Below are 15867 nucleotides of genomic sequence, written 5' to 3'. Positions count from 1 at the left end.
CCTCGCGGCGCGGGGGGCGCCCGTGCTAGTCTCGCGGCCATGACCCTGCAGGACCGGACATTGCCCACCCGCCCCGTGATCCGCCAGCTCGACGAGGCGGCGATCAACCGCATCGCCGCCGGCGAGGTGGTCGAGCGCCCGGCCTCCGCCGTCAAGGAGCTGGTCGAGAACGCGCTCGACGCCGGCGCCACCCGCGTCGCGGTGGTGATCGCGCATGGCGGCAAGAGCCTGATCCGCGTCACCGATGACGGCTGCGGCATGACCGCCGAGGACCTGCCGCTGGCGCTGTCGCGCCACGCCACCTCGAAGATCGACGGCTCGGACCTTCTGGCGATCACCAGCTTCGGCTTTCGCGGCGAGGCGCTGGCCTCGCTCGGCGCGGTCGGGCGGCTGAGCCTGACCAGCCGGGTCGAGGGGCAGGACGCGGCCACCGTCTCGGTCAGCGGCGGGCGGATGGGCAAGGTGGCCCCCGCCGCGCTCGACTGCGGCACGGTGGTCGAGCTGCGCGACCTGTTCCACGCGACGCCGGCGCGGCTGAAGTTCATGCGCACCGACCGCGCCGAGGCGCAGGCCGTGGCGGACGTGATCCGCCGCCTCGCCATGGCCGAGCCGAAGGTCGCCTTCTCGCTGCACGACGCCACCGACGGGCGCGACCGCGAGGTGTTCCGCGCAGACCCCGAGCCCGGCGACGCGATCACCGCGCTGGGCGCGCGCCTGGCACGGGTGCTGGGGCGCGACTTCGCCGACAACGCGCTGCCGCTCGCCGGCGAGCGCGAGGGGCTGCACCTCACCGGCTTCGCGGCGCTGCCGACCTATTCGCGCGGCGCGGGCGTCAGCCAGTACGTCTTCGTCAACGGCCGCCCCGTCACCGACCGCCAGCTCACCGGCGCGCTGCGCGCGGCCTACAACGACTTCCTGTCGCGCGACCGCTTTCCCGCCGCCGCGCTCTTCGTCGAATGCGAGCCGCGGCTGGTCGACGTCAACGTCCACCCCGCCAAGTCCGAGGTGCGCTTCCGCGACCCGCAGGCGGCGCGCGGGCTGATCGTCTCGACCATCCGCGCCGCGCTGACCGGGGCGGGGCACCGCGCCTCGACCACGGTGGCGGCCGAGACGCTGCAGGCGATGCGGCCCGGCCCCGCGCCGATCCGCCCCGGCCCGGCCGCCGCGCGCGGCGATGCGGGCGGGCTGATCGACGAGGGCGACGCGCCGGGGCGGGCGCCGCCGCCGCGCCACTACCAGATGGAGCGGCCCACGCCCCGCGCCCTGCAGGTCGCCCGCGCCGGGCAGGCGCCGGGCTTCGCCGAGAGCAGCTTCGGCTTCGAAAGCTCGCACGGCCTGCCCGGCACCGGCCTGCCCTCGGCCCGGGTCGAGACGGCCGAGCCCGCGCAGGAGGCCGAGGCGCTGCCATTGGGCGCGGCGCGGGCGCAGCTGCACGAGAACTGGATCGTCGCCCAGACCGAGACCGGCCTCGTCATCGTCGACCAGCACGCCGCGCATGAGCGGCTGGTCTATGAAAAGCTCAAGCGCCAGATGGCCGAGACCGGCGTCGCGGCGCAGGCGCTGCTGGTGCCCGAGATCGTCGATCTCGGCCCCGGCGCCGATCGCCTGCTGGAAGTGGCCGACGAGCTGTCGAAGCTCGGCCTCACCATCGAGGGCTTCGGCCCCGGCACGGTGGCGGTGCGTGAGACGCCGGCGCTGCTGGGCCGGGTCGATGCGGGCGCACTCCTGCGCGACATCCTCGACGAGCTGGAGGCGGGCGACGCCAGCACCGCGCTGCCCGACCGGCTCGACGCGATCCTGAGCCGGGTCGCGTGCCACGGTTCGGTGCGCTCGGGGCGAAGGATGCGGGCCGAGGAGATGAACGCGCTTCTGCGTGAGATGGAGGCGACGCCGGGATCGGGCCAGTGCAACCACGGCCGCCCGACCTATGTGGAGCTGCAGCTGAAGGACATCGAGCGGCTGTTCGGCCGGCGCTGAGGCGTTTGCCCGGACCCGGATCGCCGCTAGCTGATGTGGGGATTGGTGCGAGGAGGCGTGACGATGCGAGTGACCCCGATACTGGCCGCGGCGGCGGCGACCCTTTTGGCGGGCTGCGAGGTGGCGCCGCCCAGCGCGCCCGTGGCGGTGCTGCCCGAGCCGCAGCCCTTCGCGGCCGAGTACCGCGAGACCCCGTTCAGCCGGGGCATCGTCTCGGTCGTCTCCGCCGACCCCGACGGCGAGATGGGCGCCTACCGGCTGCTGCCCTGCCGGCAGGGCACCGCGGTCTGCCTCGGCCACAGCGCCGGCACGATCAGCACGGCGGGCGGCACCTACGTGGTGGGCGGCCTGCCGCATGGCCGCAGCTTCCATCTCGATCATGGCGGCGGCGGCTTCATGACGCTGGGCGGCGCGCAATACCCGGTGGCGTGGGAGCACTTCCCCGAGATCGAGCTGCACGCGCTGCGGCGCTGAGAACCCCGGCGCCGGGTCGCTCGGGCGACCCGGCCTGCCGCTTCCGGGGGTTTCGCCGCGCCGCGCGGACCGCTATGGAGGGGCCTGACGAAGCCCAGCGTGGCCGGAACGGTTGGCGGGGCGGCGGTCGACCCAGACAGGGGACCATAGCCTCGCGTCGTCTTTGACCCCGCCGCATCCCGCGGCGGTCTCCGGCCATTGCCAGATCGAGAGGTCCGCGATGCGCCGAACTGCCCTCCTGACGATCCTGTCCCTGGCCGCGCCCGGCATGGCGGCGGCTCATCCCGGCCACCTGGCCGACGCCGCCGGCCACGACCACTGGGTCGCCGGCGCGGCGATCGGCCTCGCCATCGCGCTCGGCCTCTGGGGCGCGCTGAAGGGGCGCGGCAAGGGCGAAGAGGCCGAGACGGCCGAGGCCGACGAGCCGGCCGACGAGGCCCGGGCATGAACGCCGCCCCCAAGACCGGCGTGATGATCTGCGGCCACGGCTCGCGCAGCCAGTCGGCGGTCGACGAGTTCGCCGTTCTGGCCGAGAAGCTGCCCGCCCTGCTGCCGCCCGACTGGCCGGTGGAATACGGCTATCTCGAGTTTGCCAACCCGGTGATCCGCGACGGTCTCGACAAGCTGCGCGAGCAGGGCTGCACCCGCATCCTCGCCGTGCCCGGCATGCTCTTCGCGGCGATGCACGCCAAGAACGACATCCCGACCGTGCTCAACACCTATGCCGCCAAGCACGGCATCGAGATCATCTACGGCCGCGAGCTCGGGGTCGACCCGCGCATGGTCGCCGCCGCCGCCGACCGCATCCAAAGCGCGCTCGACGCCAACCCGTCCGACGTGCCGATGCACGAGACCTGCCTCGTGGTGATCGGGCGCGGCGCGTCGGACCCCGACGCCAACGGCAACGTCGCCAAGATCGCGCGGCTCTTGTGGGAGGGCATGGGCTTCGGCTGGTGCGAGACCGGCTATTCCGGCGTCACCTTCCCGCTGGTCGAGCCCTGCCTCGACCACGTCGCCAGGCTCGGCTACCGCCGGGTCGTGGTGTTCCCCTATTTCCTGTTCTCGGGCATCCTGATCGACCGGATCTACGGCTTCACCGACCGCGTCGCGGCCGCCCATCCCGAGCTGGAATTCGTCAAGGCGGGCTATCTCGGCGACCACCCGGAGGTGCTCGGCACCTTCTCCGAGCGCGTCACCGAGCTGGTGGGCGAGCAGGTGCCGCCGACCTGCGGCATGTGCAAGTACCGCACGCAGGTGCTGGGCTTCGAGGCCGAGGTCGGCGCGGTGCAGGAAAGCCATCACCACCATGTCGAAGGGCAGGGGGCCAACGCGCCCGGCTCCAACGTGGCCGACTGCGCGCTCTGCGACACGTTCTGCACCGGGATGTGCCGGCTCGACGCCGCCGACCGCCATGCCTATGCGCATGAGCACGGCCTGCCGCACGATCATGCGCACGACCACGACCATCATCACCACGGGCATGGCCACCATCACCACCATCATGGCCACGGGCACGATCACGACCACCACCACGCGCCCTATCCGCAGGCCGACCACCCGCTCGGGCCGAAGAGCGTGCTGAAGTCGAAATGAGCCTGTTTCACACCCATGTCGCGGTGGACTGGTCGGCGGCGGGCAGCCCGAGGACCGGCCGCGACAGCCTCTGGATCGCGATCCTGCGCGACGGCGCGCTGCGGCTGGTGAACCCGGCCACGCGCGGCGAGGCGATGGCGGTGCTGACCCGGCTTCTCGACGAGGAAAGCGCGGCGGGCCGGCGGGTACTGGCGGGCTTCGACTTTCCCTTCGGCTACCCGCGCGGGCTGAGCCAGGCCATCCGTCCGGGCGGCGACTGGCGCGACGTCTGGGCGCGGATCGCCCAGCTGGTCGAGGACGGCCCGGCCAACGCCAACACCCGCTTCGACGCCGCCGCGCGGCTGAACGCGCTGTTCGGGGCCGAAGGCCCCTTCTGGGCCAACGGGCTGCAGCGCGACATCGACGGGTTGCCGCGCACGAAACCCGAAGGCTGGGACGAGACGCTGCCCGCCAACCTGCGCGCCTGCGACCGCGACGCCAAGGGCGCGCAGGAGGTCTGGAAGCTCTCGGGCGCGGGCTCGGTCGGCGGGCAGGCCCTGACCGGCATCGCCGCGCTGCAGGGGCTGCGCGCCCGCGACGACGTCTCGATCTGGCCCTTCGAGCCGCATGACCGCGGCCACGTGCTGGCCGAGGCCTTCCCCTCGCTGCTGCCGGTCGCCGTGCCAGAGGGGCAGGTGAAGGACGCCGTGCAGGTCGAGACTCTCGCCCGCGCCTTCGCCGCGCTCGACGCGTCGGGCCAGCTTGCCGCCATGCTCGGCGCCGAGCTGACGGCCGAGCAGAAGAGCGACGAGGCGACGATCCTCGGGTTGAGCCATCTCGACGCGCTGCGCGCCGCCGCGCCGGACCTCTCGGCCAGGCCCGCCCCCGGCGCGCCGACCCGGCCGATGCGGCCCTACGAGAAGGACCCGACGAAGATCTACGCCCAGAGCTTCGCCACCGTGCGCGCCGAGGCGCGGCTCGGCCGCTTTCCCGAGGACCTGCAGCCCATGGCGATCCGGCTGATCCATGCCTGCGGCATGGTCGAGATCGCCGACCGGCTGGCCTTCTCGCCCGGCGCCATGGCGGCGGGGCGGGCGGCGCTCGCGGCCGGCGCGCCGGTGATCTGCGACTGCGAGATGGTCGGCGCGGGGCTCATCCGCCGCCGCCTGCCGGGCACCGAGATCATCGTGACGCTGAACGACGCGCGCGTGCCGGACATGGCGCGCGATCTCGGCACCACCCGCTCGGCCGCCGCGGTCGAGCTGTGGCGCGAGCACATCGAGGGCGCGGTGATCGCCATCGGCAACGCGCCCACGGCGCTGTTCCACCTGCTGGAACGGCTCGACGAGGGTTGGCCGAAACCGGCGCTGATCCTCGGCTTCCCGGTGGGCTTCGTCGGCGCGGCCGAATCCAAGGCGGAGTTGGCCGCCAACCCGCGCGGCTGCGACTTCGTCGCGCTGAAGGGCCGCCGCGGCGGCTCGGCCATGGCGGCGGCGGCGGTGAACGCGCTCGCGGGCGGCATTTCGGAGGAACGCGCATGACACCGGTGAACGCGGCCGAACCCTGGCTCCACGTCGTCGGCATCGGCGAGGACGGGCTCGACGGGCTGATGCCCGCCACCCGCGCCGTGGTCGAGGCGGCCGAGGTGATCGTCGGCGGTGAGCGGCACCACGCGCTGGCCGAGGGCGTCGGCGCCGAGCGGATCGAATGGCCGAGCCCCTTCGACGCGCTGCTGGGCCGGCTCGAGGCGATGAAGGGCCGCCGCGTCGTGGTGCTCGCCACCGGCGACCCGCTCTGGTTCTCGGTCGGGTCGCGGCTGCGCCGCGCCTTCCCGGCGGGCGAGATCGTCTACCACCCGCAACTCTCGGCCTTCCAGCTCGCCGCCGCGCGGATGGGCTGGAGCCTTTCCGATGTCGAGACGCTGACCGTGCATGGCCGCCCGGTCGAGCAGATGATCGCCTTCATCCAGCCGCAGGCGCAGCTGCTGATCCTGACCACCGGCTCCGAGACGCCGGGCCAGATCGCCCGCTTCCTGACCGAGCGCGGCTTCGGCCAGAGCCGGATGACCGTGCTCGCCAACATGGGCGGCAAGGACGAGGCGCGCTTCGACGGGCTGGCCGAGGGCTGGGACCACGAGGTGCCGCCCTTCAACACGCTGGCCGTCGACTGCGTCGCCGCCCCCGACGCAGCGCTGATCCCGCGCGTGCCGGGGCTCGACGACGCGCTCTTCGTCTCCGACGGCACCATGACCAAGCGCGAGCTGCGCGCCGCCACCCTGGCCAAGCTGATGCCGATGCGCGGCGCGCTTCTGTGGGACGTCGGCACCGGCTCGGGCTCGGTCGCGATCGAGTGGATGCGCGCGGCGCGCTACGCCGGCGCCATCGGCATCGAGCCGCGCGCCGACCGCCGCGCCATGGCCGCCGCCAACGCGTTGGCGCTCGGAACGCCGCGGCTGAAGATCGTCGAGGGCCGCGCGCCCGACGCCTTCGCGAACCTGCCCGCGCCGGACGCGATCTTCATCGGCGGCGGATTGTCGGAAGAGGTGTTCGACGCCGCATGGGCGGCGCTGCGCCCGCTGGGGCGGCTCGTGGCCAACGCGGTGACGCTGGAAAGCGAGGCGGCGCTGATCGGGCTGCACAAGCGCCATGGCGGGTCGCTCGTGCGCATCTCGGTGCAGCGGGCCGAGCCGGTGGGCCGGCTGACCGGCTGGCGCCCGGCCATGCCGGTGATGCAGTGGAGCCTGATCAAGCGATGACCACTCCCGCAACGGGCACGCTTTACGGCGTCGGCCTCGGCCCCGGCGCGCCCGACCTGATCACGCTGCGCGCCGCGCGCCTGATCGAGGCCGCGCGCGTCGTCGCCTACCCGACGCTCGCGGGCGGCGCGAGCTTCGCCCGCTCCATCGCCGCGGACCTCATCCCTCGGGGCGCGCGCGAGATCGCCATGGACGTGCCGATGACGGTCGAGCGCGGCCCGGCGCAGGCCGCCTATGACGACGGCGCGGCGAAGATCGCCGAGGCGCTGGAGGCGGGCGAGGACGTCGTCTGCCTCTGCGAGGGCGACCCGTTCTTCTACGGCTCCTTCATGTATCTCTTCGCGCGTCTCTCGAGCCGCTTCCGGGTCGAGATCGTGCCCGGCGTCACCTCGCTCACCGCCGCCGCCGCCGCCGCGCGCAGCCCCTTGGCCGCGCGCAACGAGCGGCTGACCGTACTGCCCGGCCCGCTGCTAGAGGCCGAGCTGCGCGCAAGGATCGAGGGCGCCGAGAGCGTCGCGATCATGAAGCTCGGGCGGCATTTCCCGAAGGTCCGCGCCGTGATCGAGGATCTCGGCCTGACCGACCGCGCCACCTACGTCGAGCGCGCCACGCTCGCGGCGGAGATCGTCCGCCCGCTGGCCGAGGCGCCCGACACCGCCCCCTATTTCTCGATGATCATCCTCACGAAGGGAGCCGACCCTTGGCTGTGACCCCCGTTGTTCTCGCGCTCTCCCGCTCGGGCGAGGCCGTCGCCCGCCGCATCGCCGAGGCGCTGGGCGCGCCGCTGCATGGCCGCGAGGGCCGGGTCGAACGGGCCGACGCCGTCTTCGCCAACGCGCTCGACCATGCCCGCGACCTCTTCGCCGCCGGGCACGCCGTGGTGGGCGTCTGCGCGTCGGGCATCCTGATCCGCGCCGTGGCGCCGATGCTGTCGGACAAGCGCGCCGAGCCGCCGGTCATCTCCGTCTCCGACGACGGCCGGGTGGTCGTGCCGCTGCTCGGCGGCCATCGCGGCGCCAACCGGCTGGCGAAACGCATCGCGGAGGTGCTGCAGGCCGAGGCCGCCGTGACCACCGCCGGCGACGTCGCGCTCGGCGTGGCGCTGGACGAGCCGCCGGTGGGCCACCGGCTGGTGAACCCCGACGACGCCAAGGGCGCGATGGCCGCGCTGCTCTCGGGCGGCGGCGCGACGGTGGCGGGCAAGGCCGCGTGGCTCGACGGCCTGCCGCAAGGCGACGCGTTGAAGATCACCGTCTCCGAGGCGCCGCAGCAGGGCCTCGGCCCCGACCACCTGCATTTCGCGCCGCAACGCGCCGTGCTGGGCCTCGGCTGCGCCCGGAACTGCCCGCCCGAAGAACTCGCCGCGCTGGCGCGCGAGGTGCTGGCCGAGGCCGGGATCGCGCCCGAAGCCGTGCAGGCCGTGGCCTCGATCGACCTCAAGGCCGACGAGCCCGCCATGATCGACCTCGCCCGCGATCTCGGCGTGCCGTTCCGGCTGTTCACGGCCGAAGAGCTGGAGGCCGAGGCGCCGCGCCTCGCCACCCCCTCCGAGGTCGTCTTCGCCGAGGTCGGCTGCCACGGCGTCTCGGAAGGCGCGGCGCTGGCGCAGGCCGGGCCGGACGCTTCGCTCGCCGTGACCAAGCGCAAGACCGCCAACGCCACCTGCGCGCTGGCGCTCGCGCCCGAACCGATCACCGAACTCAAGGGCCGCCGCCGCGGCCGCCTCTCGGTCGTGGGCATCGGGCCGGGGCAGGCGGGCTGGCGCACGCCCGAGGCCTCCCGCCTCATCGCCGAGGCCGAGGAGCTGGTGGGCTACGGGCTCTACATCGACCTGCTCGGGCCGCTCGCCGCCGGCAAGCCGCGCGCCGACTTCCCGCTGGGCGGCGAGGAGGATCGCTGCCGCTACGCGCTGGAACGCGCCGCCGAAGGCCGCGACGTGGCGCTGATCTGCTCGGGCGACGCCGGCATTTACGCCATGGGCGCGCTGGTCTTCGAACTCTTGGGCCGCGAGGCGGGCAATGGCGGCGTCACCGACGCCGCGCGCCGCGTCGAGGTGGTCTGCACCCCCGGCGTCTCGGCCCTGCAGGCCGCCGCCGCTCGCGCCGGCGCGCCGCTCGGCCACGACTTCTGCGCCATCTCGCTGTCGGACCTGCTGACCCCGCGCGAGGACATCGTGAAGCGGTTGCACGCGGCTGCTGAGGGCGATTTCGTCATCGCCTTCTACAACCCGGTCTCCAAGCGCCGCCGCACGCTCTTGGCCGAGGCGCGCGACATCCTGCTCGACCACCGCCCGGCCGACACGCCGGTGTTGCTGGCCTCCTCGCTGGGCCGCCCGGAGGAGGAGATCCGCTACCGCCGCCTCGACGAGCTGCAGGTCGACGAGGTCGACATGCTGACCGTCGTGCTCGTGGGCTCCTCGCAGTCGAAGCTGGTGCAGCTGGGGGAGGGGCCGCGCATGGTCACGCCGCGCGGCTACGCCAAGAAGATCGATGCGCGCTGACCGCCACGGCGGCGCGGCCGGGGCCGGTCGCCTTGAGTATTTCGAGAGTAAAGTAGCAGGACACGCGCCATGACCGTCTATTTCATCGGGGCCGGGCCGGGCGACCCGGAGCTTCTGACGCTCAAGGGCGCGCGGCTGATCGGGCACTGCCCGGTCTGCCTCTACGCGGGCTCGCTGGTGCCCGAGGAGGTCGTCGCCGGCGCGCCCGAGGGCGCGCGGGTCATGGACACCGCGCCGATGACGCTCGAGGAGACCCATGCCGAGATCGTCGCGGCGCATGGGCGCGGCGAGGACGTGGCGCGCGTCCATTCCGGCGACCCCTCGCTCTACGGCGCCATCGCCGAGCAGATCCGCAGGCTCAAGGCCGACGCCATCCCCTACGAGATCGTGCCCGGCGTGCCGGCCTACACCGCCGCTGCCGCCGCCCTCGGGCAGGAGCTGACCATCCCCGAGCTGGCGCAGTCGATCGTGCTCACCCGCATGTCGATGAAATCGACCGCCATGCCCGCGGGCGAGACGCTCGAGAACTTCGCCGCCACCGGCACCACGCTGGCCATCCATCTCGGCATCCGGGCGCTCAGGGACATCGAGCGGCGGCTGACGCCGTTCTACGGCGCCGACTGCCCGGTCGCCGTGGTCTACCGCGCCAGCTGGCCCGACCAGATGGTGATCCGCGGCACGCTGGCCGACATCCACGGCCGCGTGCGCGAGGCCAAGCTGACCCGCACCGCGCTGATCCTCGTGGGCCCGGCGCTGGGCCGCGAGCAGGGCTTCCCCGACAGCGCGCTCTACGACGCGGCGCGGCCGCACGTGCTGCGCCCGAGGGTCAAAACCGACTGAAATCGCGGCCGAACGTCGGGGCGTTGCTTGAATTTCACACTTCTCCGGTCAGACTGGGAATCGGGGAGGATGCGAGATGACCGAATACCTGACGAGGGAAATGCGCGAAGCCATGGAAGCGGCCCGGCGGGCCGCGCAGCGCCGCTCCGGGCGGCTGTGCATCCATGACGGCGAGGACGTGCACCCGGTGCTGCGGATGTGGGAGGACGGCTTCGCGCTCGCCGCGAAGGACGCGCCGATCCTGCACGGCTTCGTCGATCTCTACGACGGGCCGCGCCATCTCTACCAATGCCTCGTCATGACCTCCCGCGTCGAGGAGGGCGAGCGGGTCTACGAGTTCAAGCGCCACAGCCGCGTGAACGAGACGCCGCCCGTCGATTTCGAGCGCGCGGAGGAGGAGGAGCCGCTCCGCCTGCCGCCGCTCTGAGCCTCACTGCAGGTCGGCGAAGGCCGCCTGCAGCCGCTTTACCGCCTCTTTGACCCGCGCCCGCGGCGTGGCGAGGTTGAAGCGCAGGAAGTGATCGCCGCCCTTGCCGAAGGTCGGGCCGTGGTTCACCGCGATCCGCGCCTGCGTCTCGACCCGCTCCAGCACCTCGTCGCGCGACATGCCGAGCCCCTCGAAATCCACCCAGGACAGGTAGGTCGCCTCGAGCGGCATCGAGCGCAGCCCCGGGATCGCGGCGATGCCCTCGTCGAAGAGCCGCCGGTTGCCGTCGAGATAGGCCCGCAGCTCGTCGACCCAGGCCGCGCCCTCAGCCGACATCGCCGCCGTCGCCATGGCGAGGCCGAAGCTCGAGGGCGAGATCCCGAGCGCGCCCATCCGCGACGCGAAGCGCGCGCGCAGCTCCGGGTCGGCGATGATGACGTTGCCGATATGCGCGCCCGCGATGTTGAAGGTCTTGGTGGTCGCGGTCAGCATCACCAGCCGGTCGGCCACGCCCTCGATCCGGGTCATGGCGAGGTGCTCTTGCCCCGGCATGGTCAGGTCGCAATGGATCTCGTCCGAGACCAGCACGAGGTCGTGACGCTTCGCGAAGGCGGCCCAGCCCTCCAGCTCGGCACGGGTCCAGACCCGGCCGCCCGGGTTGTGCGGCGAACACAGGATCATCATCCGCTCGCGCCCGGTCATCTGCGCGTCCCAGGCCTCGAAATCCGGCACGTAGCTGTCGCCCTCGAGCGTCAGCTCGCATTCCACCACCTCGCGCCCGGCGGCGCGGATCACCCGGGCGAAGGCGTGGTAGACCGGGGTGAACAGCACCACCCCGTCGCCCGGGTCGGTATAGGCGTCGACGCAGATCCCGGTGCCGTTGACGAGGCCATGCGTGGTGAAGACGTGGTCCGGATCGGGCGTCCAGCCATGCCGCTCGGTCATCCAGCGCGACACCGCCTCGTCCTGCGCCCGCGTGCCGGCCGGGTAGCCGTAGATCCCGTGCGCGGCCAGCCTCTCGAGGGCCTGCTGCACCACGCGCGGCGGGCGGAAATCCATGTCCGCCACCCACATCGCGAGCCCGTCCTCGGCCGGCACGCCGTAGACCGGCTCCATCAGGTCCCACTTGGCACAATCGGTGCCGCGCCGTTCGACGATCTCGTCGAAACGCGATGGGGTATGGGGCGTCTGTCGGGTCATGCCGGTCTCCTTGGTTCCGGCGCGAGGCTGCACGCGGCGCGCGGCACGCGCAAGGCCCCGGCTGTTGCAAGCCTCGGCGCTTGGCCCTAGATCGGCGCCATGACCCTGCGCCCCATCCTCATCCACCCCGATCCGCGTCTCAAGACCGCCGCCCAGCCGGTCGCCGAGATCACCGACGAGATCCGTCGCCTCGCCGACGACATGCTCGAGACCATGTACGACGCCCCCGGTATCGGGCTGGCCGCGCCGCAGGTCGGGCAGCTGCACCGGCTCCTGGTGATGGACGCCGTCAAGGAGGAGGACGCCGCGCCGCGGCCGATGGTGCTGATCAACCCCGAGGTCACATGGGCCTCCGAGGACCGCTCGGTCTACGAGGAGGGCTGCCTGTCGATCCCCGAGCAGTTCGCCGAGGTCGAGCGCCCGGCCGAGGTCGAGGTCCGCTGGCTCGGGCTCGACGGCGAAACCCATGCCGAGCGCTTCGAGGGGCTCTGGGCGACCTGCGTGCAGCACGAGATCGACCATCTCGATGGCCGGCTCTTCATCGACTACCTCAAGCCGATGAAGCGGCAGATGATCACCCGCAAGATGCAGAAGCTCAAGCGCGAGCGGGCGCGCGGCTGATGGCGCTGCTGCCGATCCGCAGGCACCCCGACGCGGTGCTGCGGGCCACGGCCCGGCCGGTCGCGCTGTTCGACGCCACGCTGTCGCAGCTGGCCGCCGACATGATCGAGACCATGTACCACGCCACCGGCCGCGGCCTCGCCGCGCCGCAGGTCGGCCTGCCGCTCAGGCTCTTCGTCACCGATGTCCGCTGGCGCGAGGGCGATCCCGAGCCCAAGGTCTTCGTGAACCCCGAGCTGGTCTCGGCCTCGGACGAGACCGTGCTGCGCGAGGAAGGCTGCCTGTCGATCCCCGACACCCCCTGCCGCGTCCGCCGCCCCGCCCGCGTGGTGCTGAAATGGCAGGACCTGCAGGGCGCGGGCCACGAGGCCGCCTTCGAAGGGATCGAGGCGACCTGCGTGCAGCACGAGCTCGACCATCTCGACGGCGTGCTCTGCATCGACCGTCACGAAGAGGAAAACCTCGCATGACCCGTCCCTTCCTGCGCTGGCCGCACGCCATGCTGCGCAAGCCCGCAGCCCCGGTCGAGGCGATCACCGACGAGATCCGCGCGATCTGGGACGAGATGATCGCCGCGATGGACGCGATGCCGGGCGTCGGCCTCGCCGCGCCGCAGATCGGCGTCGGCCTGCGCCTCGCCGTGGTCGACGCCTCCGACGCGCGCGGGCAGGCGGTGCGCATGGCCAACCCCGAGATCCTGCACGCCAGCGCCCAGCTGCGCGAGCACGAGGAGGCCTCGCCCAACCTGCCCGGCGTCTCGGCCGTCATCTCGCGGCCCCGTGCTGTCACGGCGCGCTTCCTCAACGAGGGCGGCGAGATCGAGGAGCGCGACTTCGTCGGGCTCTGGGCCACCTCGCTGCAGCACCAGATCGATCATCTGGACGGCAAGATGTATTTCGACCGGCTGAGCCGGCTCAAGCGCGACCGGCTGGTCGCCAAGGCGAGGAAGTTCTCCTGATGCGCGTCGTCTTCATGGGCACGCCGGACTTTTCGGTCCCCGCGCTCGACGCGCTGGTCCGGGCCGGTCACGAGGTGGTCTGCGCCTACACCCAGCCGCCGCGCCCCGCCGGCCGCGGCAAGAAGCCCCGCCCCTCGCCGGTGCAGGCCCGCGCCGAGGAACTGGGCATCGAGGTGCGCCACCCGGTATCGCTCAAGGGCGAGGAGGCGCAGGCGGAGTTCGCGGCTTTGAACGCCGAGATCGCCGTGGTGGTGGCCTACGGGCTGATCCTGCCGCAGCCGGTGCTCGACGCGCCCGCGCGCGGCTGCCTCAACATCCACGCCTCGCTGCTGCCGCGCTGGCGCGGCGCCGCGCCGATCCAGCGCGCGATCATGGCCGGCGACACCGAGACCGGCATCTGCATCATGCAGATGGAGGCCGGGCTCGACACCGGCCCGGTGCTTTTGCGCGAGGCGACCCCGATCGCGCCGACCGACACCGCCGCCGACCTGCACGACCGGCTGGCCGGCATGGGCGGGCGGCTGATCGCGGACGCGCTGGGCCGGATCGACGATCTGCGCCCCGCGCCGCAGCCCGAGGCCGGCGTCACCTACGCCGCCAAGATCGACAAGGCCGAGGCGCGGATCGACTGGACCCGCGCCGCCGCGCATGTGGCACGGCACATCAACGCGCTTTCGCCCTTTCCGGGCGCGTGGTGCATGGCGGGTGACGAGCGGCTGAAGCTCCTGCGCGCCGCCGCCGGGCCGGGCGAGGGCGCGCCGGGCGCGGTGATCGGTGCGGGCGTGGTCGCTTGCGGCGACGGCGCGGTCGAACTCATGGAGATCCAGCGCGAGGGCAAGCGCCCGCTGCCCACCGCCGAGGCGCTCAGGGGCCGGGCGCTGCCGGACCGGCTCGACTGACCGGCGGCCCGTTTGGGGCCGGCGTCGGGTTTGCGTATTTCTGGAGAGAAGTGATCAGCGCACGATCAGCCGCGCGCCGGGCAGGATATGCCGGGCGAGCCAGATCAGGTGGGCGCGCGAAAACGCCACGCAGCCCTCGGTCGGAAAGCCCGGCCGCCGGCGCTGGTGCAGGAAGATGGCCGAGCCCGCGCCGGGCTTTCCGTCCTCGTTCCAGTCGGTGACCAGCACGATGTCGTAGAGCGGATCGGCCCGGCGCAGCACCTCGTGGCTGGCGGGGTAGGGCGCGCGCACGAGGCTGTTGTAGGCGGCGTAGCCGCTTGCGTCCGACCACAGGTCGCCCGGCCGGATCGGCTCGGCCCATGGCTGCGGCCGGGCCACGCGGTCGGGGCGGTAGAGCATGCCGGTGATGCGGTGTTCGCCCACCGGCGTCGCGCCGTCGCCCTCGCGCTTGTCGGCCCGAATGCCGCCCTTGCCGATCGAGCAGGGCAGGTGGCGGCCCATGAAGCGCAGGCCCCGGCGGGTCAGGACGAGATCGGCGGGAGAGTAGCTCACAGCAGATGCCCCGACTTGGCGGCCTTGGTGGCGAGGTAGTGGTGGTTGTGCAGCCCTTCGCCGGCCTTCAGCGGCACCCGCTCCTCGACCGCGATCCCGGCCTCGGTCATGCGCGCGACCTTGTTGGGGTTGTTGGTGAGCAGCCGGATGCGCCGGAAGCCGAGCCGCTTCAGGATCTCGGCGCCGATCCGGAAATCGCGCTCGTCATCCTCGAAGCCGAGCCGGTGGTTCGCCTCGACCGTGTCGAAGCCCTGGTCCTGCAGGGAATAGGCGCGCATCTTGTTGGCGAGCCCGATGCCGCGGCCCTCCTGGTTGAGGTAGAGCAGCACGCCCTCGCCGGCCTCGCCCATCTGGTCGAGCGCGGCATGAAGCTGCGGCCCGCAGTCGCATTTCAGCGAGCCCAGCACGTCGCCGGTGAAGCAGGCCGAGTGCAGCCGCACCAGCGGTGCCGCGTCGCGGGCGGGGCGGCCGATCTCGACCGCGTAATGCTCCTCGCCGCCATCGCCGGGGCGGAACACGTGCAGCCGGCCGCGCTCGGCCGCCTCCATCGGCAGCCGGGCGGCGGCGACGGGGGCGTAGGCCGGCGTCACCTGCGGCGGCAGCGGCAGGTCGAGCCGGGTGAGGTCATGCGCGGCGGCGAAGCCCGCGGCGTCCTCGATCTCGAGCACCAGCGCGGCGGGCAGAAGCCGCGCCGCCTTGGCCAGCTGGATCGCGGCGCGGTGGATGCCGGCATCGCCCTCGCGCAGCGTCTTCAGCGGCCCCTTCATCGGCGTGGCGAGATCGCCGGCCGGGTCGGCCACGGCGCGCAGCCAGCGCGCATCGGCATCCGCCGGCAGCGCCACGCGCGCGAGATCCTCGTCATAGGCCCGCGCGCGGAGCGTCTCGGCCCGCCGCCCGGTGATCGCCAGAACCGGGATGCCGCCGAGCGACCGCAGGTCGGCCAGCCGGTCGGGCGTCGCGGCCTCCGCCGCGAGCACCAGCGCACCGCCCCGCGCCCCGGTCAGCGCCACCGGCACGCCGAGCCTGAGATCGGCCAGCGCCCGGGCGCGGCGTTCGACGGGGTCGGGGGAAAACGGCATCGGCAGATCCTTC

General features: G+C 73.1%; 17 protein-coding genes. 14 read left to right on the top strand and 3 right to left on the bottom strand.

The window, feature by feature from the left end:
- The first annotated feature begins 39 nt into the window (after nt 1-39).
- The 10 genes from mutL (at nt 40) to BLT43_RS07675 (ending at nt 10545) form a co-directional block, all read left to right on the top strand.
- A complete protein-coding gene (mutL, locus tag BLT43_RS07720) occupies nt 40-1977 on the top strand; it encodes a DNA mismatch repair endonuclease MutL (protein WP_090111629.1) in 1938 nt (645 codons plus the stop codon).
- Between the two features lie 63 nt (nt 1978-2040).
- Nucleotides 2041-2451: a hypothetical protein gene (locus BLT43_RS07715; protein ID WP_090111628.1), complete on the top strand. Its 411-nt coding sequence runs from the start codon at nt 2041-2043 to the stop codon at nt 2449-2451.
- 220 nt (nt 2452-2671) lie between these two features.
- Complete coding sequence (locus BLT43_RS07710) at nt 2672-2899, top strand: DUF6732 family protein (RefSeq protein WP_090112340.1); 228 nt, start codon at nt 2672-2674, stop codon at nt 2897-2899.
- Complete coding sequence (locus BLT43_RS07705; protein WP_090111627.1) at nt 2896-4044, top strand: sirohydrochlorin chelatase; 1149 nt, start codon at nt 2896-2898, stop codon at nt 4042-4044. Before BLT43_RS07710 ends, BLT43_RS07705 begins: the two co-directional genes overlap by 4 nt.
- Nucleotides 4045-4928: 884 nt before the next feature.
- Nucleotides 4929-5564, top strand: coding sequence for a precorrin-8X methylmutase (locus BLT43_RS07700; protein WP_090112339.1), 636 nt, complete (start codon nt 4929-4931; stop codon nt 5562-5564).
- Nucleotides 5561-6778, top strand: coding sequence for a precorrin-6y C5,15-methyltransferase (decarboxylating) subunit CbiE (gene cbiE, locus BLT43_RS07695; protein WP_090111626.1), 1218 nt, complete (start codon nt 5561-5563; stop codon nt 6776-6778). Before BLT43_RS07700 ends, cbiE begins: the two co-directional genes overlap by 4 nt.
- Entirely contained in the window at nt 6775-7488 is a 714-nt protein-coding gene (gene cobI / locus BLT43_RS07690; RefSeq protein ID WP_090111625.1) for a precorrin-2 C(20)-methyltransferase, read from the top strand. Before cbiE ends, cobI begins: the two co-directional genes overlap by 4 nt.
- On the top strand, nt 7479-9278 hold the full coding sequence (cobJ, locus tag BLT43_RS07685; protein ID WP_090111624.1) for a precorrin-3B C(17)-methyltransferase: 1800 nt from the start codon (nt 7479-7481) through the stop codon (nt 9276-9278). The genes cobI and cobJ overlap by 10 nt, the downstream gene beginning before the upstream one ends.
- 69 nt (nt 9279-9347) lie before the next feature.
- Nucleotides 9348-10118, top strand: coding sequence for a precorrin-4 C(11)-methyltransferase (gene cobM / locus BLT43_RS07680; protein ID WP_090111623.1), 771 nt, complete (start codon nt 9348-9350; stop codon nt 10116-10118).
- A 76-nt stretch (nt 10119-10194) separates the two neighbouring features.
- Entirely contained in the window at nt 10195-10545 is a 351-nt protein-coding gene (locus tag BLT43_RS07675) for a hypothetical protein (RefSeq protein ID WP_090111622.1), read from the top strand.
- A 3-nt stretch (nt 10546-10548) separates the two neighbouring features.
- On the opposite strand, the gene BLT43_RS07670 is transcribed toward BLT43_RS07675, so the two are convergent.
- Nucleotides 10549-11745, bottom strand: a complete 1197-nt coding sequence (locus BLT43_RS07670; protein WP_090111621.1) for a MalY/PatB family protein — start codon at nt 11743-11745, stop codon at nt 10549-10551.
- 99 nt (nt 11746-11844) lie between these two features.
- Here BLT43_RS07670 and def (BLT43_RS07665) point away from each other — a divergent pair, with 99 nt between their 5' ends.
- The 4 genes from def (BLT43_RS07665) to fmt are packed head-to-tail and all read left to right on the top strand — an operon-like array spanning nt 11845 to nt 14223.
- Nucleotides 11845-12366: a peptide deformylase gene (gene def, locus BLT43_RS07665; RefSeq protein ID WP_090111620.1), complete on the top strand. Its 522-nt coding sequence runs from the start codon at nt 11845-11847 to the stop codon at nt 12364-12366.
- A complete protein-coding gene (gene def / locus BLT43_RS07660; protein WP_090111619.1) occupies nt 12366-12836 on the top strand; it encodes a peptide deformylase in 471 nt (156 codons plus the stop codon). Before def (BLT43_RS07665) ends, def (BLT43_RS07660) begins: the two co-directional genes overlap by 1 nt.
- Entirely contained in the window at nt 12833-13324 is a 492-nt protein-coding gene (gene def, locus BLT43_RS07655) for a peptide deformylase (protein WP_090111618.1), read from the top strand. Before def (BLT43_RS07660) ends, def (BLT43_RS07655) begins: the two co-directional genes overlap by 4 nt.
- The gene (fmt, locus tag BLT43_RS07650) at nt 13324-14223 is read left to right on the top strand and encodes a methionyl-tRNA formyltransferase (RefSeq protein ID WP_090111616.1); all 900 of its coding nucleotides are present in this window, start codon (nt 13324-13326) and stop codon (nt 14221-14223) included. Before def (BLT43_RS07655) ends, fmt begins: the two co-directional genes overlap by 1 nt.
- 54 nt (nt 14224-14277) lie before the next feature.
- Here fmt and BLT43_RS07645 read toward each other — a convergent pair whose 3' ends face one another.
- Together BLT43_RS07645 and ribA are read right to left on the bottom strand one after the other, a co-directional pair.
- Complete coding sequence (locus tag BLT43_RS07645; RefSeq protein ID WP_090112338.1) at nt 14278-14724, bottom strand: L,D-transpeptidase family protein; 447 nt, start codon at nt 14722-14724, stop codon at nt 14278-14280.
- Nucleotides 14725-14771: 47 nt separating this feature from the next.
- Nucleotides 14772-15854 (bottom strand): GTP cyclohydrolase II, encoded by a 1083-nt coding sequence (gene ribA / locus BLT43_RS07640; RefSeq protein ID WP_090111614.1) that lies wholly within the window; start codon nt 15852-15854, stop codon nt 14772-14774.
- Nucleotides 15855-15867: the final 13 nt, after the last annotated feature.

The sequence above is a fragment of the Limimaricola pyoseonensis genome (assembly GCF_900102015.1).
In the GTDB taxonomy this organism is placed as follows: Bacteria; Pseudomonadota; Alphaproteobacteria; order Rhodobacterales; family Rhodobacteraceae; genus Limimaricola; species Limimaricola pyoseonensis.
This window is presented reverse-complemented; position numbering and strand designations above follow the sequence as displayed.